Origin of the sequence: uncultured Winogradskyella sp. (assembly GCF_947501905.1) — a bacterium.
Lineage (GTDB): Bacteria > Bacteroidota > Bacteroidia > Flavobacteriales > Flavobacteriaceae > Winogradskyella.
The window spans coordinates 277,727-299,900 of record NZ_CANMXL010000004.1 but is presented as its reverse complement, the minus strand read 5'-3'; the positions used below and the strand labels follow the sequence as shown (position 1 = coordinate 299,900).

Sequence of the window (22,174 nt, the reverse complement as noted above, 5' to 3'; positions counted from 1 at the left end):
TATGAAACAAATGTGTTTAAAAAATCAACAAGTTAGCATCACTAAAATCTAAGCCGAACCAATCGGCAACAGATTTATTAGTTAAAATGCCGTGGTAAAAATACAAACCATGTCGCAAACCTTTATCAAATCTTAAGGTATTTTCTATGCCACCATTTTCCCCGATTTCTAGTAAATAGGGTGTGAAAATATTACTTATTGATACTGAGGCAGTTCTGGAATATCTTGCAGGAATGTTAGGCACACAATAATGTGTAACCCCATTATATTCAAATGTAGGATGGTCATGTGTAGTCACCTCACTAGTTTCAAAACAACCGCCCATATCTATACTAACATCTATTACTACAGCTCCAGGTTTCATATTATCTACCATAGATTGAGTGACAACTATAGGAGAGCGGTTATTGCCACGTACTGCACCAATAGCAACATCACAACGTTTTAAAGCTTTTAAAACATTTTTTGGCTGCATGGTTGAAGTGTAGATGGTTTGATTGAGATTAGATTGTAAGCATCTCAACTTGGTAATAGAATTGTCAAAAACTTTAATATTTGCACCTAATCCAATGGCTGAACGTGCAGCAAATTCACCAACAGTTCCAGCGCCAAGAATAACAATTTCTGTAGGCGGAACACCATTTATGTTACCCATCATTAAGCCATTACCACCATTAACGTTAGATAATAATTCTGAAGCAATAAGTACAGATGCAGTTCCTGCGATTTCGCTTAAAGAGCGTACAGCGGGGTATGCTCCATCTTCGTCTTTAATAAACTCGAATGCAAAAGCGGTGATACGTTTTTCTGCTAGGGCTTTAAAGTAATCCTTATTCTGGGTTTTTAACTGTAAGGCAGAAATTAATATGGTTTGTGGGTTGATGAGTTTAATCTCATCAATTGATGGTGGTTCTACTTTTAGTAAAATAGGGCAGGAGAAAACCTTTGCAGTATCTTTAGTTACTTCTGCACCGGCATCACTATAATTTTTGTCTTTAAAATTAGCGCCGTTGCCAGCACCAGATTCTACCATAACACGATGTCCATTAGCTGTCAAAGCAGAAACGGCATCTGGTGTTAAGCAAACTCGTTTTTCTTGAAAAGATGTTTCCTTGGGTATACCTATAAAAAGCTCGCCTTTTTGCTTTAAAATTTCTAGAGTTTCTTCTTGTGGTAAGAGTTGTGCTTTGGTAAATGGCGATTTACTCATTGAGTTGACTAATTGGTTTGATAACTCAAATTACAAATAAAAATAAAACTTTGCGAGATTAACGCTAAAAATACTGCTTTATCTTGCCCCAGATTGTAGTAGGCTTAATCATAAATTCTGCCTCTAACTCTTCCATAGTTTTATCAGCATAATTAATTTTGTTAAACATTTGAGCACGTATCAAGTAAATTGATGGAATTATAATTGCCATTATTGGCACTAAATATATTAGTTGAAATTGATCTAAGTATTGTAGTTCTGAATTGAAAAAAGAAAAAATTTGGAATGTATACATTGTTATTGGTACTAATATAGCATGATACCACCAATGACGGCATGTAAAAAACCAAATAATTAAAAATAAAAGTGGTAGAGCTTTTCCTGTTAAAATCCACATAGCAAGGTTGGCATCTCCCCATGACCTACTATTATATGTAAACAAAAAAGTGTCCCAAACTTGCGAAGTAGGAACACTTTCATGTAAGTAGAATAAGTAAGGAGATATAGCTATGATTGTAGCTAGTATACTACCAACTATAAATCCTTTTTTATTAGAAGACTTCTTAACCGTGTTGAGGTTTTTTGAAGTTCTTTCTTTCAATTTCTGTTTTAGTTTGTCCATCTAAATCAATGATATTTGTTGCCTCTGCAGTGAACAACATACCACCAAAAATCGCGATAGCTAAGACTAGTTTTTTACTTTTCATAATTCAAGGGATTTAATTAATTAATTAGTTACAAATTTAAGGTCAGTTGACGCTTTAGATGAAACCACTTTGTGTTAAAATCCGATGAATTTTAGTTTTTTAATTACGGAAAAGCCGTAATAACTATACTCGTTTTAGTAGTAGTTAGTATGTTCTTTTAGCTGCTTTCTTGCATGGTTTCGGTTAATTGATTTGTGTTTATAGTTAATTTGAGGGCTCTTTTTGTAGGACTTTCAATTGAAATATCAATGATGCAAACATCGTCAGGAATTAAAGAAGCAATGCGCTCTGACCATTCAACAAATAACCAATGGTTTGAAGCAAAATAGTCTTCTATTCCAAAATTATAAGCTTCTTCAATATCTTCTATTCTGTAAAAATCAAAATGATAAATTTTATCATTAGGTATTTGATATTCATTGACAATTGAAAACGTTGGACTGGTAGCAATATCTTCACTTTTCATAGCTTTTACTAAAGCTTTTATAAGTGTAGTTTTACCAGCTCCCATGTTTCCATTAAACAATACAACTTTAGAATTTAATTGTTCTAAAACCTTAGATGCAATAACATCTATGTCTTCTAAATTGTATATGTATTGTCTTGTGTCCAAAATTTCATTTTACGAAACATGGCAATATTACATATAAATTATCAAAAAACCTAGAAAAAAGTGTGTTTCATCGGATTTTTTTGCCTTACATAGATTTATTTAGGGTCTAAAACCACAAATGGAATTATCATCTCTTCTAAAGAAACTCCACCATGTTGGTATGTGTTACGATAATAACTTACATAATGATTAAAGTTGTTTGGATAAGCTAGAAATAAATCATTCTTGGCAAAAATAAACGAGCTACTCATCGTAATAGATGGCAAATGAATAGACTTAGGGTCTTTGATGGCTAAAACATCTTTGTCTTGGTAGGTTAAGCTACGACCAGTTTTATAACGTAAGTTAAGACTAGTATCTCTATCTCCAATAACCTTTGTTGGAGCAGATACATTAATGGTACCGTGATCTGTAGTTAGTATTAATTTAAATCCTAATTGTTGTGACAACTGAATCATTTCTAATAATGGCGAGTTTTTAAACCAACTTTGTGTTAATGAACGATACGCTTTATCGTTTGACGCTAATTCTTTAACAACTTCCATTTCTGTTTTAGAATGCGATAGCATATCAACAAAATTATAGACTACAACATTTAGGTCATTGTCTTTTAGGCTTTTAAAATTGTCTACCAATTTTTTTCCACCTCTGAGACTGGTTATCTTATTATAAGAGTAATTAATATGTGATAATCCTAAACGTTTCAATTGTTCACGTAAAAAATCTTCTTCATGCATATTTTTTCCACCTTCGTCCGTATCGTTTTTCCAATATTGTGGAAATAATTTTTCCATATCACTTGGCATTAGACCTGAAAATATAGCGTTACGTGCATATTGAGTAGCCGTTGGTAGAATACTATAAAACGACATTTCTGAGGCTTTTTTGTAATAATTATTTACGATAGGCTCAAAAGCACGCCATTGATCATAACGCAAATTATCTATCACCACTAAAAGTGTAGGTTGCTTATCACTAAGCTCAGGAACGACTTTTTCTTTAAAAAGATTATGCGACATTAATGGGGCATCTGCACCAGGTTGAAACCAATCGGTGTAATTTTTTTCTATAAACTTACCAAACTGTGAGTTGGCTTCATTTTTTTGGGACTCCAAAATTTGAGTCATACCAATATCTTCAATATTTTCAAGCTCTAATTCCCAATAAATCAATTTTTGATAGAGATCAGCCCATTCTTCAAAAGAGTTTACCATTGACAAATCCATAGCAATCTTTCTAAACTCTTGTTGATAATTAGAGGTTGTCTTTTCTGAAATTAAACGTGAGTGGTCTAAATTCTTTTTTAAACTCAATAATATCTGATTAGGATTTACAGGTTTAATCAAGTAATCAGCAATCTTACTGCCAATAGCTTCTTCCATAATATACTCTTCTTCACTTTTGGTAATCATAACCACTGGAAGGTTTGGACGACGTTCTTTTAACTCATTAAGGGTTTCAAGGCCAGTAAGTCCAGGCATATTTTCATCTAAGAACACAATATCAAAGTTGGTGTCACCTATAATTTCTAAGGCTTCAGTACCACTTTGACAGGTAGAGACATTGTATTCCTTCTTCTCCAAAAAGAGAATATGAGGTTTTAAAAGGTCAATTTCATCATCTACCCAAAGAATATTTATAGTGTTCATGTATATTTGCTTTTTGATTAATAAATTTCAGACGTTTGCCAAATAACAAACTTAAAATATTTAACGACCCAATTTACGGTTTTATTACAATCCCTAATACGCTTGTTTTTGATTTAATTGAGCACAAATATTTCCAGCGTTTACGTCGAATTAGTCAAATGGGGATGTCATACCTGGTATATCCTGGTGCACATCATACACGTTTTCATCACGCATTAGGCAGTATGTATCTCATGCAAAAAGCGGTGAATGTACTTCGTTTTAAAGGTGTTACAATTTCTAATGATGAAGAAACTGCACTTTATGTTGCTATTTTATTACATGATATAGGACACGGACCTTTTTCCCACGCTATGGAACATAGTATAGTAAATGAAATTTCTCATGAGGAAATTTCGTTGGCTTTTATGGAGAAATTAAATTCAGAATTTAACGGAAGTTTAACCTTAGCCATAGAAATCTTTAAGGGTAAATATCACAGACGTTTCATGTGTCAGCTCATTTCTAGTCAATTAGATATGGATAGAGCAGATTACTTAAAGCGTGATAGTTTTTATACTGGTGTAGCTGAAGGAAACATTAATAGTGAACGTTTAATAACCATGCTCAATGTCGTTAATGACGAATTGGTTATTGAAGAAAAAGGGATTTATAGTGTCGAAAAATTCTTAATTGCCCGCCGTTTTATGTACTGGCAAGTGTACTTACATAAAACTGGATTAGTAGCTGAACAGATGCTAACTCGAGTGTTACAAAGGGCTAAAGAGTTAGTAAAAACAGACGTAAGTCTTGAAGCTAGTGAACCATTAACCTATTTCCTTAAAAATGATATTAATCTATCTAATTTTAATAATGACAGCTTAGAGATTTTTTCAAGATTAGACGATTATGATATTGTATCTGCAATGAAATCATGGCAATACCATGATGATTTTGTACTAAAAAATTTGTGTGATATTATAATTAATAGAGATTTACTAAAAATAAAAATCAAAAATAAACCTATTAAGACTTCAAGCTTAAAAGAGCACAAGGAGGCTTTAATGAGCGAATATAATATCACTGAAGCCGAGGCTAATTATTTTGTTTTTAATGGAAAAATTACAAATCAAGCCTATAAAAAATCCAAAGAGCAAATAAATATATTGTTCAAAACAGGAAAAGTAAAAGATATTATAAAGGCTTCAGACCAATTAAACCTTAATGCTTTGAGTAAACCTGTAACTAAATATTATATCTGTTATCCTAAAAACAAAATGTAAGACATTTTTTCTATTTTTGCCAGACCAACCATAAGCTTAAACAAGACAGTTGAAATTTACAGCAGAACAGATAGCCGGAATTTTAGAAGGAACAGTAATTGGAGACTCAAATGTTGAAGTTTCTACTTTATCTAAAATAGAAGAAGGTACGGAAGGTTCTTTGACCTTTTTAGCAAATCCAAAATATAAACCTTTTATATATTCTACAAAAGCGTCAATAACTATAGTTAATTCAGATTTTGAACCTGAAGAAGATTTATCAACAACTTTGATAAAAGTTGAGGATGCTTATAAAGCATTTACAAAGTTATTAGAGTATTATAATCAAATTAAACTCAATAAGTCTGGAATAGAAAATCCATCTTATATTTCTGAATCTGCTAAAATTGGTGAAAACATATATGTAGGAGCGTTTTCTTATATCGGTAACAATGTAAAACTAGGGGATAATGTAAAAATATTTCCTAACTCATATATTGGAGATAACGTAACTCTTGGTGACAATACAATTGTTTTTTCTGGCGGCAAAATATATTCAGAATGTGTCATTGGTAATAACTGTGTTATTAACTCTGGGGCAATTATTGGTGCTGATGGCTTTGGTTTTGCACCTGATGAAAATGGAGAATATTCCAAAGTACCACAAATTGGTAATGTCATTTTAGAAGATAATGTAGATATTGGAGCTGGCACTACAATAGATAGAGCTACCTTAGGCTCGACTGTAATAAGAAAAGGGGTTAAGTTAGATAACCAAATACAAATTGCTCATAATGTAGAAATCGGCAAAAACACTGTCATTGCCGCACAAACGGGTATTGCTGGTTCGACCAAAATAGGAGAAAATTGCCAAATTGGGGGACAAGTTGGTATCGTTGGGCATATTACAATAGGTAACAATGTTAGAATACAAGCTCAGTCTGGTATTGGAAGAAGTATTAAAGATGATGAAGTGCTTCAAGGTTCTCCGGCTTTAGCTTATGGCGATTATAATAAATCTTATGTGCATTTTAAGAATTTGCCTAAGATTGTGAAAAATATAAACGATTTAGAAAAGAAATTAAATGGCGATAGTTAAAACTCAAGTCAAACAAAAAACTATTGAAAATGAAGTTAGCCTTAAAGGAGTTGGACTTCATACAGGTGATGATGTCACTTTAGTTTTTAAATCTGGAGCTCCAAACTCTGGATTTGTTTTTGAACGCGTAGATTTAGAAGGTAGCCCGAAAATAGAAGCGGATGCCAACTATGTTACAAATACACAACGCGGTACCTGTTTAGAAAAAAATGGTGTTACTATTCAAACTTGCGAGCATGTTTTAGCTGCTCTAGTAGGTTTAGATATTGACAATGCCGTTATAGAACTTAATGCTTCAGAGCCCCCAATTATGGACGGCTCGTCAAAGTTTTTTATAGAATCCATAGAAAAAGCAGGTATAGTAGAACAAGATGCTCTTAGAGAAGAGTATGTAGTAACTGAAGTTGTTTCATATTCTGATGAAGAAACTGGTAGTGAAATAATACTAATGCCAGCAACAAGTTATCAAGTCACTACTATGGTAGACTTTGGAACTAAAGTTTTAGGCACACAAAATGCGACACTAAATAAGATTTCAGATTTTAAAACTGAAATTGCCGATTCAAGAACGTTTAGTTTTCTTCATGAAATCGAAATGCTTTTAGAGCATGGATTAATCAAAGGAGGAGATTTAAACAATGCTATAGTGTATGTAGATAAAGAATTATCTCCTGAAACTATGGATAGGTTACGAGTAGCATTCAAAAAAGATAAGATTGCAGTAAAACCTAATGGAATATTAGATAATCTAACATTGCATCACCCAAACGAGGCTGCAAGACATAAACTGTTAGATGTTATTGGAGATTTGGCCTTAATAGGTACTCGAATAAGAGGTAAAGTAATTGCTAACAAGCCTGGTCATTTTGTAAACACTCAGTTTGCAAAGAAAATGTCTAAGATTATTAAAAATGAAAGACGTAATAATGTTCCAACTGTAGATTTGAATTCAACGCCTTTAATGGATGTGAATCAAATCATGGATATGTTACCACATAGACAACCATTTTTGCTTCTCGATAAAATATTTGAACTTTCTGAAAGTCATGTAATTGGTATGAAGAATGTGACCATGAATGAAGAGTTCTTTAAAGGTCATTTTCCAGGAGCACCAGTTATGCCTGGAGTTTTAATTGTTGAGGCGATGGCACAAACAGGTGGAATATTGGTTTTAAGCACAGTGCCAGATCCAGAAAATTACTTGACGTTCTTTATGAAAATAGATAAAGTAAAGTTCAAGCAAAAAGTTGTTCCTGGGGACACTTTAATCTTTAAATGCGATTTAATAACGCCTATTCGAAGAGGTATTTGTCATATGCAAGGTTATGCTTATGCAAATGGCAAATTATGTGCAGAAGCCGAATTAATGGCACAAATTTCAAAAGTAAAATAAGATGAACCAACCTTTAGCATATGTACATCCTGGAGCAAAAATTGCAAAGAATGTAGTTATTGAGCCTTTTACAACAATACATAACAATGTTGTTATTGGTGAAGGCACATGGATAGGAAGTAATGTTACGATTATGGAAGGTGCGCGTATAGGTAAAAACTGTAATATTTTCCCTGGAGCAGTAATCTCTGCCGTACCTCAAGATTTAAAATATAATGATGAGGAAACAACTGTAGAAATTGGAGATAATGTAACTATTAGAGAATGTGTTACTATCAATCGTGGTACAGCAGATAGAATGAAAACAGTGATTGGTAATAATTGTCTTATAATGGCGTATTGCCATATTGCACACGATTGTATTGTAGGTGATAATTGCATTTTTTCAAATAATAGTACACTTGCAGGACATATAACTGTGGGTGATTATGTAATTCTTGCAGGTATGACTGCAGTACATCAATTTGTATCTGTTGGTAACCATGCATTTGTTACTGGAGGTTCTTTGGTGAGAAAAGATGTACCGCCTTATGTGAAAGCAGCTCGAGAGCCATTATCCTACGTAGGGATTAACTCAGTTGGTCTAAGACGAAGAGGTTATACAACAGAAAAAATTAGAGAAATTCAGGATATCTATCGCTTACTTTATCAAAAACAGTATAATAATACTCAAGCTTCAGAAATTATTGAAGCAGAAATGGAAGCAACTTCAGAACGAGATGAAATTCTGCAGTTTATAAAGAATTCTCATCGTGGTATCATGAAAGGGTACTTTAAATCAAACTAAAATAATTAATTAACACAATATGGCAAGTACTTCAGATATACGTAATGGATTATGTATTAAATACAATAATGATATTTATAAAATTATAGAATTCCTCCATGTAAAACCTGGTAAAGGTCCAGCATTTGTTAGAACAAAACTAAAAAGTGTAACCTCAGGAAAAGTATTAGATAATACATTTTCTGCTGGTCACAAGATAGATGAGGTACGAGTTGAAACTCATAAGTTTCAGTATTTGTATAATGATGGTGATTTTTATCATTTTATGAATGAAGCTGATTACTCTCAAATCCAGTTAGCTGAAAGTGCTTTGGATAAGCCTGAATTAATGAAAGAAGGTGAGGTTGTGACTATTCAAATCAATACAGAGGATAATATGCCTTTATCTGTAGATTTACCAGCAACAGTTATTTTGGAAATCACAGCAACAGAGCCTGGAGTAAAAGGTAATACTGCTACAAATGCAACAAAACCGGCTACTGTAGAAACCGGCGCAACAGTTAATGTTCCTTTATTTATAAATGAAGGTGATAAGATTAAGGTAGAAACTGAAAAAGGTACTTATAAAGAAAGAATTAAGGAATAAAGAAATGAAAATTTTACGGATAGCTTTTGTTTTGTCATTGTTTATCAATACAAGTTGCATTCAGATGTTGAGTGAAGCTACCAAAGAGATATCTAATTCTTCATATGAAGCTTCTGAAACTACATCAGAAGGTGCGTATAAAACTGTTACTATTGACAGCTTGTATCAATTAGATGTTCCTAAATACATGAAGGATATGCCTAGTCTTCATCCTGAAGCTTCATTAGAATACGCTAATATTTATAAAGAGACTTATTCTGTAGTAATCCATGAGGACAAACAGTATTTCATAGATGTTTTTAAAGAAATTGATGAATATAATGATTCATTGTCAGTATTAGAAAATTATACTATTGTTCAAAAAAAATCTTTAAAAGAGTCACTTATTAAAACAAGGATTCAAGACTATGGTCTTTCTGAAATAAACGGAATACCTGCACGTCAAATAAAAGTTTTTGGAACTGTAGAGGGTATTGATGCGTTTTATATTATTGCCTTTGTTGAAGGTAAAGATAATCTGTATATGATAATGAATTGGACATTAGAGAATAGAAAAGATAAATATGAAAATGCTTTTGAATACATTAATGGGACATTTAAAATAATTTAGATATGAGATTTCCAAAAGCATATAAGTTAAAAGAAATTGCAGAAATCATCGATTCTAAATATGTTGGAGCAGATGATTTTTCTGTTCTTGGCATGAACGAAATTCATGTTGTAGAGGCTGGCGATATTGTTTTTGTTGACCATCCAAAATACTATGACAAAGCTCTAAATTCTGCAGCGACTATTATTCTTATTAACAAAGAAGTAGATTGTCCAGATGGTAAAGCTTTATTAATATCCGACGACCCTTTTAGAGATTTTAATAAACTCACAGATACTTTTAAGCCCTTTGTTAATGCGGTGTCTTCTATTTCAGATTCTGCAACAATTGGTAAAAACTCAGTTATTCAACCAAATGCATTTATTGGGCATAATGTTACTATAGGAGATAACTGTGTGATTCATGCAAACGTTAGTATTTATGATGATACGATTATTGGAGATAATGTAACAATCCATTCGGGTACGGTACTTGGTGCAAATGCGTTCTATTATAAAAAGCGCCCAGAAGGCTATGATCGTTTAAAATCGAGTGGAAGAGTAGTTGTCAAGGATAATGTAGATATTGGAGCTTCTTGTACAATAGACAGAGGTGTTACTGCAGATACAACAATTGGAGAAGGTTCAAAATTAGACAATCAAATACAAGTTGGTCATGACACCGTGATTGGTAAAAATTGTTTGATAGCTTCTCATACAGGAATTGCTGGATGTGTTGTTATTGAAGATGATGTAACAATTTGGGGGCAAGTTGGTATTACAAGTGGTATTACTATAGGCGCAAAAACTGTTATCTCTGCTAAAGCTGGTGTTAGTAAATCTTTAGAAGGTGGAAAGCATTATTTTGGAATACCTGCTGAAGATTTCAGAACAAAATACAAGGAAATAGCCTCTATAAAACAGATTCCAGAAATATTGGAAAAACTTAAAAACCTAAATATTTAATAATGTCAGCAAAAAAACTACTTGAACAATTTTACAGTTCTGATGTTGCAAATAATGAAACTCTTGTTCCTGATTTTTTTCATAAAGACTGTGAATTGCATTGGAATAGTAGTAACGGTTTTGCTTTATTGAAATATGATGATATAGTATCATTTTTTGAGGGTGTAAGAGCATCTTACAATAGCATGAGATTTGTCCATACGCATTTGTTAGAAAATGGAGAAAGTGTTACAAGTCGTCATCATTTGTATGCGCAAACTATCGAACAACCTAATGAAGAAGTGTTATTAGCCCATTTTATTGCTATTTGGGAAATTAAAGATGGTAAACTTTATCGTTGTTATGAGTTAAGCCAATTGGCAGACGAGAAAACTATAAATTCTTAAAAAATAATATTTAAAAACACTTCGTTAATACGTGTCAAAAGACTTATTTTTGCATCGTTTTAAACGAATAAAAATTCAAAATTAAATGAGCGTTTTAGTCAATAAAGATTCAAATATAATTGTACAAGGTTTTACTGGTAGTGAAGGTACGTTTCACGCTGGACAAATGATAGAATATGGAACAAACGTTGTTGGTGGTGTTACTCCAGGTAAAGGCGGACAAACTCACCTTGACAGACCAGTTTTTAACACAGTTTCTGAAGCTGTAGAAAAAGTTGGAGCAGATACAACTATTATTTTTGTGCCACCAGCATTTGCTGCAGATGCAATTATGGAAGCTGCTGACGCAGGTATTAAAGTAATTATTACTATTACTGAAGGTATTCCTGTTGCGGATATGATTAAAGCTGCAGATTATATAAAAGATAGAAATTGTCGATTAGTGGGTCCTAATTGTCCCGGTGTAATTACGCCTGGTGAAGCAAAAGTTGGCATTATGCCAGGATTTGTATTTAAATCTGGTAAAGTAGGTATTGTATCAAAATCTGGAACTTTAACTTACGAAGCTGCTGACCAAGTTGTAAAACAAGGCTTAGGTATTACAACAGCTATTGGTATTGGTGGTGACCCAATTATTGGTACAACAACTAAAGAAGCTGTTGAACTTTTAATTAATGACCCTGAAACTGAAGCCGTTGTAATGATTGGTGAAATTGGCGGTCAGTTAGAAGCTGACGCTGCAGAATGGTATAAGAATAGTGGCAGTAAAAAGCCTGTGGTAGGTTTTATTGCTGGCGAAACTGCACCAGCAGGTCGTACAATGGGTCATGCTGGAGCAATTGTTGGAGGTAGTGACGATACAGCTCAAGCTAAAAAGAAAATCATGAGAGCATGTGGAATACATGTTGTTGATTCACCAGCCGAAATAGGAAAGAAAGTAGCTGAAGTATTAGGCTAATCAAAAAATAACACTGTTAAAAACCTTACAAAATCTTGTAAGGTTTTTTTATTTCATGCAATTTGTAATTTATATATTTGAAATAACATACTATTAAACAAACTAACCAAACAATATGAAATTATTAGAAGGTAAAACAGCAATCATAACAGGAGCATCCCGAGGAATTGGCAAAGGTATTGCTGAAGTTTTTGCAGAACATGGTGCAAATGTTGCATTTACATATAGTTCTTCTGTTGAAGCTGCTAATGCTCTCGAAGCGGATTTGAATTCCAAAGGTGTAAAAGCTAAAGGTTATCAAAGCAATGCTGCAAGTTTTGAACAAGCTCAAAAATTAGCTGAAGACGTTTTAGAAGATTTTGGAGGCATAGACATTTTAATCAATAATGCTGGTATTACTAAGGATAATCTTTTAATGCGTATGGGAGAAGAGGACTTTGATAAAGTAATAGAAGTTAATCTTAAATCGGTGTTCAATATGACTAAAGCTGTACAACGTACAATGCTCAAGCAACGTAAAGGCTCAATTATTAATATGAGTTCTGTTGTTGGTGTTAAAGGTAATGCTGGTCAAACCAATTATGCAGCATCAAAAGCTGGAATTATTGGATTTTCTAAGTCAGTAGCCTTGGAATTAGGTTCAAGAAATATAAGGAGTAATGTTATTGCACCTGGTTTTATTGAAACTGAAATGACAGCAAAACTTGACGAAGAAACTGTAAAAGGTTGGCGAGCAGCTATTCCATTAAAACGAGGCGGAACACCTGAAGATATAGCAAATGCGTGTGTTTATTTAGCTAGTGACTTAAGCGCATATGTTACAGGGCAGACGCTAAATGTTGATGGAGGCATGTTGACATAAATTGTATTTATATGAAAAGGACACTATTAATATTACTTTTTACGGTAAGCTCTTTAAGCTTAATAGCTCAAGATAAAACTGATTTAAAATCAGCCTTGACTGGCATTAATGATTGGCATAAAGTTAAAGATGCCTATGCTGCATATATTATTAATTTTCCTAATCAGCCAGAAAAAGGATTAACCGATGTACCTACGGAAAAAGGCACCGTCAAAATGCATACATACACTCTGCAAAGTAGTAATGATGCTAATCTAGTATATATGTCGTCCTATACAAAGTATCCAAATTCATTTTTTCCAAATAAACTAGAATCTTCTGAAAAGCAAAATGAGGTTCTTGATAACAGCGTGGATGGTGCAGTAACCAATACTAATGGTTCCTTAGTATCAGAAAAGAAAATAGTCTTTAATGGATATAGAGGAAGAATGATTAAGATAGCTCTTGAGGGTGATTATATAATACAAATGAAAGTAGTTTTAGTCGGTATTAAATTATACCTAGCACAAGTTATTTATCAGAAAGAAGATGAAGGGAATAAAAATGCAAACCGTTTTTTTGATTCTTTTGAGTTGATAAATGTTAAGCAATAGTGACTTTCTTTAAATTAATAAGTATGAAAAAAAGTATTCTAATATTAGCTATTGGATTAATCACATTCAATATGAGTTTTGCTCAAGATTGGGATAGATATAAATCTGAAGATTTGGCATTTATTGCAAACTTCCCTAGTGAACCAGAGCGCTCTCAGCAAAAGATTAATACTGCATTAGGCGACTTAGATATGCATATGGTCATGTATTCACCAACAGTTTTGGCGGATTATAATGCTGTGTATTCTGTAATTAGATCTGATTATCCAGAAGAGCAATTTAAAGATGTAGATTCTGATTATACGGATAGTATTTTGGACGGTGCTGTAGAAGGTGCGGTAAGTAATGTAAAAGGTACGTTGCTTTATGATAAAAGAATAGTTCTTAATGGTTATCCGGGAAGAGAGATAAAGATTGAAATCTCTGTGGGTTATATTTATGTAAACGCATATCTTGTTGATAATGTTATGTTTATAACTCAAGTGGTATGTTTAATAGATAATGATAATAACGAGAGCATCAAGCGCTTTCTAAATTCCTTTGATATTTTAAAAGTAAAATAAATATTGGCAAGCAGCACAATTATATATCTTATACTATCTGGAATATTAGCGCTATTATTAGCGCTTTTTCAGTATGTCTATAAAACAAAATACAACAAGCTTAAATGGGTACTATCAGCTCTAAGATTCATAGCGATTTTTAGTATATTAATACTACTTATAAATCCAAAATTTGAGGCTGTTACTTATTATGAAGAAAAACCAAACCTTGTAATAGCTCTGGATAATTCTGAGTCTATTGCTTATTTAAAGCAAGATGAAATTGCTACGCAGATTTATAATAACTTATCTAAAAATACGCGTTTACTAGATAGATTTGATATTAAGACCTACAAGTTTGGTAACTCTACATCTTCAATAGATTCTTTGGATTTTAAAGACAATCAGTCTAATTTTTCAAGTTTCTTTAAAAACTATAATGAACTTTATAAAGGACAAATAGCTCCAGTCCTAATTGTTTCAGATGGAAATCAGACTCTAGGTAATGATTATCTATATTCTGCAAAAAAGAACAAACAAGCCATATTCCCAGTTATATTAGGAGATACAACTAATTTTTCAGATTTAAGACTACAGCAGGTCAATGTAAATAGGTTCGCATATCTTAAAAATCGTTTTCCAGTAGAAGTAATTGTTAATTATTCAGGAGAAGAGAGTGTTAGTAGTCAGCTTAAAATTAGCTCAGGAAATACGGTTTTATTCTCTAAAAATATAACTCTAGATAATTCTAACTCTTCAGAGATTATAAACACAACATTAAATGCAAGTCAAGTTGGTGTCAAAACTTATAAGGTAGAAATATCGCCACTTGAAAATGAAAAAAATACAGTTAATAATTATAAAAATTTTGGTGTAGAAATTATTGATCAAAAGACAAATATTGCACTTGTTGCAGATGGTTTACATCCAGATATAGGAGCCTTAAAAAAATCAATAGAAAGTAATGAACAGCGAAGTGTTTCAATTTTAAAACCAAGGAATGTTATTTCTAAAATAAATGATTTTCAATTAGTTATATTGTATCAGCCAAATAATAACTTTAAAGATTTATTAGATGAGATTTCTAGAATAAAACTTAATACATTTACAATAACAGGGAACACTACTGACTTTGATGTTGTTAATAATAGTCAAGTATTTTTCTCTCAAGAAATAACAAATCAGTCTGAAGATTTTCAACCAGCAGTAAATACAAATTATGGCACATTTATAGTAGATAATATTTCGTTTGATAATTATCCGCCATTGCAATCTGAGTTTGGTTCGGTAACCTTTAAAGTCCCAGAAGAAACATTATTATTTAAAACAGTAAATGGTGTTAATATTGATGCGCCACTTTTAAGTAGCTTTGAAGCCAATGGGCAAAAATATGCATTATTAAGTGGAGAAGGTATTTGGAGATGGCGCGCTCAAAGCTATCTTGATACTGATAGTTTTTCAGATTTCGATAATTTTATAGGTAAATTGGTACAATATCTTAGCTCCAACAAAAAACGAAACCGATTAAACCTAGACCACAAATCGTTTTATAACCAGAACGAAACCATTGTTTTAAGCGCTCAGTTCTTTAATAAAAACTATGAATTTGATAGTAATGCTAATCTACAAGTAACGTATAAGAACAATGAGACTAACGAAACCAAAACACTACCGCTATTACTGAAAAATGCATCATACAGAATTGATTTAAGCGGAATTGCACCTGGAGATTATAGTTTTACAGTTAAAAATCAAGATGAGCCCGTTTCTGCTTCAGGAGGGTTTAAAGTTTTAGCATACAATGTAGAACAGCAATTCTTAAATGCAGATGTAACAAAGCTTAATAGTTTAGCGACTAGTACAAATGGTAAATCGTTTTATAGTAATCAAACTAATAACCTTGTAGAAAGTTTGCTTAATGATACGCGCTATGCAACAATCCAAAAAAGCAAACGTAGCACAATACCAATAATAGATTGGAAATACTTACTCGGATTAATTGCTTTAGCCTTATCTTTGGAGTGGTTTATCAGAAAATATAACGGACTAATTTAAAAAAATAAAGAAATGGAAAAATTACCAAAGATTGGATTGCCTATTTTAATAGCAGTAGTCGTATTAATAATATTAGTTGCAAAATCAGCAGTTACAATAGGGCCTGGAGAAGGTGGTGTTATTTTTGAACGATTAGGAGATGGTATCAACACAGAAAAAACATACGGAGAAGGCTTTCATGTTGTAGCACCATGGAATGATATGATAATTCGTAAAGTAAGACAGCAATCAATTTCAGATAATATGAATGTACTTTCTGTTAATGGACTTGAAGTAAAGGTAAATGGAACTATCTGGTATGAACCAGAATACAGTAATCTAGGTAAGTTGATAAAAACTAAAGGTGAGGATTATGAAAACGAACTTTTAGATCCAGCTATTAACGCAGCTGCAAGAAGTGTAGTAGGGCGTTATACACCTGAACAATTATATTCTAGTAAGCGTGATGTCATTGAGCAAGAAATATTAGATGAAGTTACTAAACTATTAGAAGGACAATATTTAATTGTGAAGCGTGTTTTAGTAGAAGATGTACAATTACCACCAACAATTAAAGATGCCATTGAGCGTAAGCTAAAACAAGAGCAAGAGTCTTTAGAATACGAGTTCAGATTAGTTACAGCAGATAAAGAAGCACAAAAACAACGTATAGAAGCACAAGGTAAAGCAGATGCTAACCGTATATTAAGTGCGTCTTTAACAGATAAAATCCTTCAGGATAAGGGTATTGAAGCGACTATAAAATTATCAGAATCACCTAATAGTAAGGTTATTGTAATTGGTTCCGGTGATAGTGGAATGCCAATAATATTGGGAAATCAATAAAAGTTTGTTAAACACTTGGAATTGTAATTTATTTTTCTGAAAATTTGTTTCAACAAAATAAGACATGACTATTACTCAATTACATCATCATTTTCATTTAATCGTTCAAGCGAGGTGAAGATGTATTGAATAATTTCAAAATATATTTAAAAACCCGTTTGATAAATTCAGATGGGTTTTTTGTTTGTAAACGCATCTATTTTTTCAAACTATTCAAATTTAAAAATGAATAAATTAAAAATTGCAGTTCAAAAATCGGGTCGCCTTAATGAAGACTCAATGAAAATCTTAAAAGCCATTGGTATTTCTGTAGATAACGGTAAGGACCAGCTCAAAGCTTCAGCCAGAAACTTCCCTTTAGAGGTCTTTTATCTAAGAAATGGAGATATCCCTCAGTATCTAAGAGATGGTGTGGTAGATGCAGCTATTATTGGTGAAAATGTCTTGATTGAAAAAGGAAATGACTTAACTATTGTTGAGCGCTTAGGTTTTTCAAAATGCAAGGTGTCTATTGCAGTGCCAAAATCTTCTACAGCAAAAAACCTGAAAGATTTAGAAGGCAAGCGTATTGCAACATCGTATCCGAATACAGTAAATCAATTTTTAGATAAAGCCAGTATAAAAGCAAATCTTCATATCATTAATGGTTCAGTTGAGATTGCTCCAAATATTGGTTTAGCAGATGGTATTTGCGATATTGTTTCTAGTGGTAGTACTTTGTTTAAAAATGGGTTAAAAGAGATTGAAGTACTCTTAAAATCTGAAGCTGTATTGGCTACTTCTCCAAAGATTTCAAAAGAAAATCAAACAATTATAGATAAAATTCAATTTCGTTTAAAGTCGGTATTGCGGGGACGAGAAAACAAATATGTATTACTTAATGCACCTAATGATAGACTTGACAAAATTGTTCAAATTCTACCGGGTATGAATAGTCCAACGATATTACCTCTTGCAAAAGAGGGTTGGAGCTCATTGCACTCAGTAATTAATAAAAACGATTTCTGGGATGTCATTGACGAATTAAAAGTTAATGGAGCAGAAGGCATATTGGTTTGTCCGATAGAAAATATGGTATTGTAATGAGAATTATTAATAACCCTAAAAGAGATGATTGGAAAATCATCCTTAAACGCCCAACAAAAACTGTTGATGATATTGAAGCTACTGTAGTAGAGGTGTTTAAGAATGTTGAAACTAATGGTGATACTGCAATAAATCTTTATGCTGAGAAATTCGATAAAGTAAAATTAGATTCAATTAGAGTTAGAGGAAATGAAATAGAATTGGCTTCAAATTTGGTTTCAAATGAATTGAAAGATGCAATCCGATTAGCTAAATCTAATATAGAAAAGTTTCACAAAGCCCAAAAAACAGATAAAGTCTTCATAGAAACTATGGATGGTGTTGAATGTTGGCAAGAAAAACGCCCTATTCAAAAAGTCGGATTATACATTCCGGGTGGAACTGCACCTTTGTTTTCAACAGTTTTAATGTTAGCGGTGCCAGCAAATATTGCTGGTTGTAAAGAGATAGTTTTATGTTCTCCGCCAAATAAGGAAGGTAATATTGCTAATGAAATACTATATACAGCACAGCTTTGCGGTGTCACTAAGATATTTAAAGTAGGTGGCATACAAGCTATTGCTGGATTAACTTTTGGAACAGCGTCCATTCCTCAAGTATATAAAATATTTGGCCCAGGAAATCAATATGTAACTGTGGCAAAACAGTTAGCCACAAAGTATGGTGTAGCCATTGATATGCCAGCTGGCCCAAGCGAACTACTAGTAATGGCAGATGAATCAGCAAATGCGGCATTCGTCGCTTCAGATTTATTAAGCCAAGCAGAACATGGTTTAGATAGTCAAGTGATTTTGGTAACTACATCAAAAGATTTTGCAGAAGAGGTTAATACTGAAGTCTATAAACAGCTAGACAATCTTCCTCGTAAAGAAATAGCTACTGTTGTCATAAATAATTCAAAAACTATCGTAGTTGATAATTTTGAAACAGCATTAGAATTAATTGATGCTTATGGTCCGGAACACTTTATTGTTTCAACCTCAAACAACGATTTTTTTGTAAAAAATATAGCAAATGCCGGTTCAGTTTTTATTGGTGATTACACACCTGAAAGTGCTGGTGATTATGCATCTGGCACAAACCACACATTGCCTACTAATGGTTTTTCTAAAGCATATTCTGGTGTGAATTTAGACAGTTTTCTAAAGAGTATGACGTTTCAGAGAATTTCCAAAAAAGGTATCGCTACTGTTGGTCCAGCAATTGAACTTATGGCAGAAGCAGAAGGATTGCAAGCACATAAAAATGCAGTAACAATAAGATTAAAAGATTTAGAATCATGAATATAGAAAATCTTTTAAGAGATAATATTAAGACTATAAAGGCCTATTCTTCTGCACGAGATGAGTATAAAGATGCTTCTGCAGATATGATATTTATTGATGCTAACGAAAATCCATTTAAAACTAATGTCAATAGGTATCCAGACCCACAACAGTCTAAACTAAAAGAACGTCTAGCAAGCATTAAAGGTGTAAAAACATCACAAATATTGTTTGGAAATGGTAGTGATGAAGTTTTGGATTTGTTATTTAGAGTCTTTTGCGAGCCTAATCGAGATAATGTCATCACATTACCACCAACGTATGGAATGTATTCCGTTTTAGCTGATTTGAACGCTGTGCAAATACAAAGCGTATTGCTGGATGATAATTTTGAGCCAAGGGTTAATGAAATACTTAAAACTCAGAATGAATATTCAAAACTATTGTTCTTGTGTTCTCCAAATAATCCCACAGCTAACAGTTTTAACGCTCATAAAATTGAAGAATTAATAGAAGGTTTCAAAGGTATCGTAGTTATAGATGAAGCGTATATAGATTTTTCTAACTGCGACAGTTGGATAAGTCGATTGAATGAATTTCCTAATCTAGTTATTACACAAACGTTCTCTAAAGCTTATGGTTTAGCAGGCATTAGGTTAGGTATATGCTATGCCTCAGAATATATTATTTCAATTCTTAACAAAATTAAACCGCCATATAATGTTAATCAATTAACTCAAGATAAAGCATTAGAACGATTGGATGAATTGGAACAAGTTAAACAAGAAGTTGATTCAATTTTAGAACAGAGAATAGTATTGGCGAATGAGTTATCTAATATTTCTTTTGTTCAAAAAGTGTACCCTTCAGATGCAAATTTTTTATTAGTTAAGGTAGATGATGCGCATCAGCGATATTCACAACTTATTGAAAGAGGTGTGGTTGTCAGAAATAGAACAACGCAACCTTTGTGTGAAAACTGCCTGAGATTTACTATCGGTACAGAAGAGGAAAATAAAACATTAATTAAGATTTTAAACCAACTATAATGAAGCCTGTATTATTTATAGATAGAGACGGAACATTAATAAGAGAACCAGCAGACGAGCAAATAGACTCTTTTGAGAAGCTAGACTTCTATCCAAAGGTGTTTCAATACTTAAGTAAAATTGCTAAAGAATTGAATTTTGAAATCGTAATGATAACCAATCAAGATGGCTTAGGGACAGATATTTACCCAGAAGACACCTTTTGGCCAGTTCATAATTTTGTGCTAAAGTCATTTGAAGCAGAAGGAGTACTGTTTAAAGAACAATTTATAGATAGAACTTTTGCCAAAGACAATGCATCAACCAGAAAACCTAATACTGGTTTATTAACTAAATATTTCTCTGATGAATATGATTTAGAAAATTCATTTGTAATTGGTGATAGATTAACAGATGTAGAATTAGCTAAGAATCTTGGTGCAAAAGGCATATTTATTAATGATAACACCAACCTTGGAACTAGCGAAGTTACAGTTAGTAACAACGAATTAGAACAGTATATTGCTTTAGAGACAAACGATTGGGGTGACATCTACAGATTTCTAAAAACAACAGAACGTGTTGGTTCTATCGAAAGAAATACTAATGAAACTAAAATAAAAATTGACCTTAATCTAGATGGAACAGGAAAAAGCTCAATAGATACAGGTATTGCCTTTTTTGACCATATGTTAGACCAGATTGCACGTCATGGTCAAATGGACTTGAATATTAAAGTAGATGGCGATTTAGAAGTCGATGAACATCATACCATCGAAGATACGGCTATTGCCCTAGGAGAAGTTTTTGCAAAAACACTTGGTAACAAATTGGGTATTGAACGTTATGGATTTTCATTACCTATGGATGATTGTTTAGCACAAGTGGCGGTTGACTTTGGTGGTCGTAACTGGTTAGTTTGGGATGCGGAATTTAATCGCGAAATGATTGGGAAGATGCCCACAGAAATGTTTTATCATTTCTTTAAATCCTTCACAGATGGTGCAAAATGTAATTTAAATATTAAAGTTGAAGGTAATAATGAACACCATAAAATTGAAGCCATATTCAAAGCTTTTGCAAAAGCTATTAAAATGGCTGTAAAGCAAGATATAGAAAAAATGATTTTGCCATCAACAAAAGGAATGCTGTAATGGATTTAAAAATAGTTAATTACGGCGCAGGTAATATCAAGAGTATTCAATTTGCATTTCACCGTTTGGGATATGATGCGGTATTATCTGATAATCCAGATGAGATATTTAAGGCAGATAAAGTGATTTTTCCAGGTGTAGGTGAGGCTAGTTCAGCGATGAAAATGTTAAAAGAGAGTGGGTTAGATACGCTTATTCCAAAATTGAAACAACCAGTCTTAGGAATTTGTTTAGGAATGCAATTAATGTGTAATCATACAGAAGAAGGAGACACCAAAGGATTGGGAATTTTTAATGTTGATGTAAAGCGATTTTCTAATGCCGTAAAAGTACCTCAGATGGGATGGAATACCATTAATAATTTAAAATCCTATTTATTTAAAGACATAAGAGAAGAAGAATACATGTACCTTGTACATAGTTATTATGCCGAGAATTGTGATGAAGCCATTGCAACTTCAAATTACGAATTAGAATATGCTTCGGCTTTAGAAAACAATAACTTTTTTGGTGTGCAATTCCATCCTGAAAAAAGCAGTAAAGTAGGAGCTCAGTTATTACAAAACTTTTTAGACTTATAA

General features: G+C 32.7%; 24 protein-coding genes. 19 read left to right on the top strand and 5 right to left on the bottom strand.

Going from position 1 to position 22,174, the window contains the following annotated elements; translation table 11 throughout:
- Window positions 1–16: 16 nt before the first annotated feature.
- The 5 genes from Q0770_RS11265 to Q0770_RS11245 all read right to left on the bottom strand — a co-directional run bounded on the left by Q0770_RS11265 (window position 17) and on the right by Q0770_RS11245 (window position 4,179).
- Window positions 17–1,210, bottom strand: a complete 1,194-nt coding sequence (locus Q0770_RS11265; RefSeq protein ID WP_299116991.1) for an alanine dehydrogenase — start codon at window positions 1,208–1,210, stop codon at window positions 17–19.
- A 64-nt stretch (window positions 1,211–1,274) separates the two neighbouring features.
- A complete protein-coding gene (locus Q0770_RS11260) occupies window positions 1,275–1,811 on the bottom strand; it encodes a hypothetical protein (protein ID WP_299116989.1) in 537 nt (178 codons plus the stop codon).
- Window positions 1,774–1,917, bottom strand: coding sequence for a hypothetical protein (locus tag Q0770_RS11255; protein WP_299116988.1), 144 nt, complete (start codon window positions 1,915–1,917; stop codon window positions 1,774–1,776). The genes Q0770_RS11260 and Q0770_RS11255 overlap by 38 nt, the downstream gene beginning before the upstream one ends.
- A gap of 157 nt (window positions 1,918–2,074) precedes the next feature.
- A complete protein-coding gene (gene tsaE / locus Q0770_RS11250; protein ID WP_299116987.1) occupies window positions 2,075–2,530 on the bottom strand; it encodes a tRNA (adenosine(37)-N6)-threonylcarbamoyltransferase complex ATPase subunit type 1 TsaE in 456 nt (151 codons plus the stop codon).
- Window positions 2,531–2,625: 95 nt separating this feature from the next.
- Window positions 2,626–4,179: a bifunctional response regulator/alkaline phosphatase family protein gene (locus tag Q0770_RS11245; RefSeq protein WP_299116985.1), complete on the bottom strand. Its 1,554-nt coding sequence runs from the start codon at window positions 4,177–4,179 to the stop codon at window positions 2,626–2,628.
- A gap of 35 nt (window positions 4,180–4,214) precedes the next feature.
- Here Q0770_RS11245 and Q0770_RS11240 point away from each other — a divergent pair, with 35 nt between their 5' ends.
- The 19 genes from Q0770_RS11240 (at window position 4,215) to hisH (ending at window position 22,174) form a co-directional block, all read left to right on the top strand.
- Entirely contained in the window at window positions 4,215–5,441 is a 1,227-nt protein-coding gene (locus Q0770_RS11240) for an HD domain-containing protein (RefSeq protein ID WP_299116983.1), read from the top strand.
- A gap of 49 nt (window positions 5,442–5,490) precedes the next feature.
- The gene (lpxD, locus tag Q0770_RS11235; RefSeq protein ID WP_299116980.1) at window positions 5,491–6,519 is read left to right on the top strand and encodes a UDP-3-O-(3-hydroxymyristoyl)glucosamine N-acyltransferase; all 1,029 of its coding nucleotides are present in this window, start codon (window positions 5,491–5,493) and stop codon (window positions 6,517–6,519) included.
- Entirely contained in the window at window positions 6,506–7,912 is a 1,407-nt protein-coding gene (locus Q0770_RS11230) for a bifunctional UDP-3-O-[3-hydroxymyristoyl] N-acetylglucosamine deacetylase/3-hydroxyacyl-ACP dehydratase (protein WP_299116978.1), read from the top strand. The genes lpxD and Q0770_RS11230 overlap by 14 nt, the downstream gene beginning before the upstream one ends.
- A 1-nt stretch (window position 7,913) precedes the next feature.
- The gene (lpxA, locus tag Q0770_RS11225) at window positions 7,914–8,699 is read left to right on the top strand and encodes an acyl-ACP--UDP-N-acetylglucosamine O-acyltransferase (protein WP_299116976.1); all 786 of its coding nucleotides are present in this window, start codon (window positions 7,914–7,916) and stop codon (window positions 8,697–8,699) included.
- A gap of 19 nt (window positions 8,700–8,718) precedes the next feature.
- Window positions 8,719–9,285, top strand: a complete 567-nt coding sequence (gene efp, locus Q0770_RS11220) for an elongation factor P (RefSeq protein WP_299116975.1) — start codon at window positions 8,719–8,721, stop codon at window positions 9,283–9,285.
- A gap of 4 nt (window positions 9,286–9,289) precedes the next feature.
- Entirely contained in the window at window positions 9,290–9,895 is a 606-nt protein-coding gene (locus tag Q0770_RS11215; protein ID WP_299116973.1) for a hypothetical protein, read from the top strand.
- Between the two features lie 2 nt (window positions 9,896–9,897).
- Window positions 9,898–10,839 (top strand): UDP-3-O-(3-hydroxymyristoyl)glucosamine N-acyltransferase, encoded by a 942-nt coding sequence (locus tag Q0770_RS11210; protein WP_299116971.1) that lies wholly within the window; start codon window positions 9,898–9,900, stop codon window positions 10,837–10,839.
- A gap of 2 nt (window positions 10,840–10,841) precedes the next feature.
- Window positions 10,842–11,225, top strand: coding sequence for a nuclear transport factor 2 family protein (locus Q0770_RS11205; protein ID WP_299116969.1), 384 nt, complete (start codon window positions 10,842–10,844; stop codon window positions 11,223–11,225).
- A gap of 85 nt (window positions 11,226–11,310) precedes the next feature.
- A complete protein-coding gene (gene sucD / locus Q0770_RS11200) occupies window positions 11,311–12,183 on the top strand; it encodes a succinate--CoA ligase subunit alpha (protein WP_188374430.1) in 873 nt (290 codons plus the stop codon).
- A 115-nt stretch (window positions 12,184–12,298) separates the two neighbouring features.
- The gene (gene fabG / locus Q0770_RS11195) at window positions 12,299–13,045 is read left to right on the top strand and encodes a 3-oxoacyl-[acyl-carrier-protein] reductase (protein WP_299116965.1); all 747 of its coding nucleotides are present in this window, start codon (window positions 12,299–12,301) and stop codon (window positions 13,043–13,045) included.
- Between the two features lie 11 nt (window positions 13,046–13,056).
- Window positions 13,057–13,638 (top strand): hypothetical protein, encoded by a 582-nt coding sequence (locus tag Q0770_RS11190; RefSeq protein ID WP_299116963.1) that lies wholly within the window; start codon window positions 13,057–13,059, stop codon window positions 13,636–13,638.
- 23 nt (window positions 13,639–13,661) lie between these two features.
- Complete coding sequence (locus Q0770_RS11185; RefSeq protein ID WP_299116961.1) at window positions 13,662–14,201, top strand: hypothetical protein; 540 nt, start codon at window positions 13,662–13,664, stop codon at window positions 14,199–14,201.
- A gap of 3 nt (window positions 14,202–14,204) precedes the next feature.
- Complete coding sequence (locus Q0770_RS11180; RefSeq protein WP_299116959.1) at window positions 14,205–16,235, top strand: VWA domain-containing protein; 2,031 nt, start codon at window positions 14,205–14,207, stop codon at window positions 16,233–16,235.
- 12 nt (window positions 16,236–16,247) lie between these two features.
- Complete coding sequence (locus Q0770_RS11175) at window positions 16,248–17,060, top strand: prohibitin family protein (protein WP_299116957.1); 813 nt, start codon at window positions 16,248–16,250, stop codon at window positions 17,058–17,060.
- Between the two features lie 225 nt (window positions 17,061–17,285).
- A complete protein-coding gene (gene hisG, locus Q0770_RS11170; protein ID WP_299116955.1) occupies window positions 17,286–18,143 on the top strand; it encodes an ATP phosphoribosyltransferase in 858 nt (285 codons plus the stop codon).
- A complete protein-coding gene (hisD, locus tag Q0770_RS11165) occupies window positions 18,143–19,429 on the top strand; it encodes a histidinol dehydrogenase (RefSeq protein WP_299116953.1) in 1,287 nt (428 codons plus the stop codon). The genes hisG and hisD overlap by 1 nt, the downstream gene beginning before the upstream one ends.
- Window positions 19,426–20,460 carry a histidinol-phosphate transaminase gene (gene hisC, locus Q0770_RS11160; protein WP_299116951.1) on the top strand — a complete coding sequence of 345 codons (1,035 nt, stop codon included), beginning with the start codon at window positions 19,426–19,428 and terminating at the stop codon, window positions 20,458–20,460. The genes hisD and hisC overlap by 4 nt, the downstream gene beginning before the upstream one ends.
- A complete protein-coding gene (hisB, locus tag Q0770_RS11155; protein ID WP_299116949.1) occupies window positions 20,460–21,593 on the top strand; it encodes a bifunctional histidinol-phosphatase/imidazoleglycerol-phosphate dehydratase HisB in 1,134 nt (377 codons plus the stop codon). The genes hisC and hisB overlap by 1 nt, the downstream gene beginning before the upstream one ends.
- Complete coding sequence (gene hisH, locus Q0770_RS11150) at window positions 21,593–22,174, top strand: imidazole glycerol phosphate synthase subunit HisH (protein ID WP_299116947.1); 582 nt, start codon at window positions 21,593–21,595, stop codon at window positions 22,172–22,174. The genes hisB and hisH overlap by 1 nt, the downstream gene beginning before the upstream one ends.

Bases quoted from the DNA above. Each gene is read 5' to 3' on its own strand.
- Q0770_RS11245 (WP_299116985.1), bottom strand. From the start codon at position 4,179: ATGAACACTATAAATATTCTTTGGGTAGATGATGAAATTGACCTTTTA.
- Q0770_RS11255 (WP_299116988.1), bottom strand. From the start codon at position 1,917: ATGAAAAGTAAAAAACTAGTCTTAGCTATCGCGATTTTTGGTGGTATG.
- hisH (WP_299116947.1), top strand. From the start codon at position 21,593: ATGGATTTAAAAATAGTTAATTACGGCGCAGGTAATATCAAGAGTATT.
- Q0770_RS11210 (WP_299116971.1), top strand. From the start codon at position 9,898: ATGAGATTTCCAAAAGCATATAAGTTAAAAGAAATTGCAGAAATCATC.
- lpxA (WP_299116976.1), top strand. From the start codon at position 7,914: ATGAACCAACCTTTAGCATATGTACATCCTGGAGCAAAAATTGCAAAG.
- hisD (WP_299116953.1), top strand. From the start codon at position 18,143: ATGAGAATTATTAATAACCCTAAAAGAGATGATTGGAAAATCATCCTT.
- Q0770_RS11265 (WP_299116991.1), bottom strand. From the start codon at position 1,210: ATGAGTAAATCGCCATTTACCAAAGCACAACTCTTACCACAAGAAGAA.
- Q0770_RS11230 (WP_299116978.1), top strand. From the start codon at position 6,506: ATGGCGATAGTTAAAACTCAAGTCAAACAAAAAACTATTGAAAATGAA.
- sucD (WP_188374430.1), top strand. From the start codon at position 11,311: ATGAGCGTTTTAGTCAATAAAGATTCAAATATAATTGTACAAGGTTTT.
- hisG (WP_299116955.1), top strand. From the start codon at position 17,286: ATGAATAAATTAAAAATTGCAGTTCAAAAATCGGGTCGCCTTAATGAA.
- fabG (WP_299116965.1), top strand. From the start codon at position 12,299: ATGAAATTATTAGAAGGTAAAACAGCAATCATAACAGGAGCATCCCGA.
- hisB (WP_299116949.1), top strand. From the start codon at position 20,460: ATGAAGCCTGTATTATTTATAGATAGAGACGGAACATTAATAAGAGAA.
- efp (WP_299116975.1), top strand. From the start codon at position 8,719: ATGGCAAGTACTTCAGATATACGTAATGGATTATGTATTAAATACAAT.
- Q0770_RS11190 (WP_299116963.1), top strand. From the start codon at position 13,057: ATGAAAAGGACACTATTAATATTACTTTTTACGGTAAGCTCTTTAAGC.
- Q0770_RS11185 (WP_299116961.1), top strand. From the start codon at position 13,662: ATGAAAAAAAGTATTCTAATATTAGCTATTGGATTAATCACATTCAAT.
- Q0770_RS11215 (WP_299116973.1), top strand. From the start codon at position 9,290: ATGAAAATTTTACGGATAGCTTTTGTTTTGTCATTGTTTATCAATACA.
- Q0770_RS11175 (WP_299116957.1), top strand. From the start codon at position 16,248: ATGGAAAAATTACCAAAGATTGGATTGCCTATTTTAATAGCAGTAGTC.
- Q0770_RS11205 (WP_299116969.1), top strand. From the start codon at position 10,842: ATGTCAGCAAAAAAACTACTTGAACAATTTTACAGTTCTGATGTTGCA.
- hisC (WP_299116951.1), top strand. From the start codon at position 19,426: ATGAATATAGAAAATCTTTTAAGAGATAATATTAAGACTATAAAGGCC.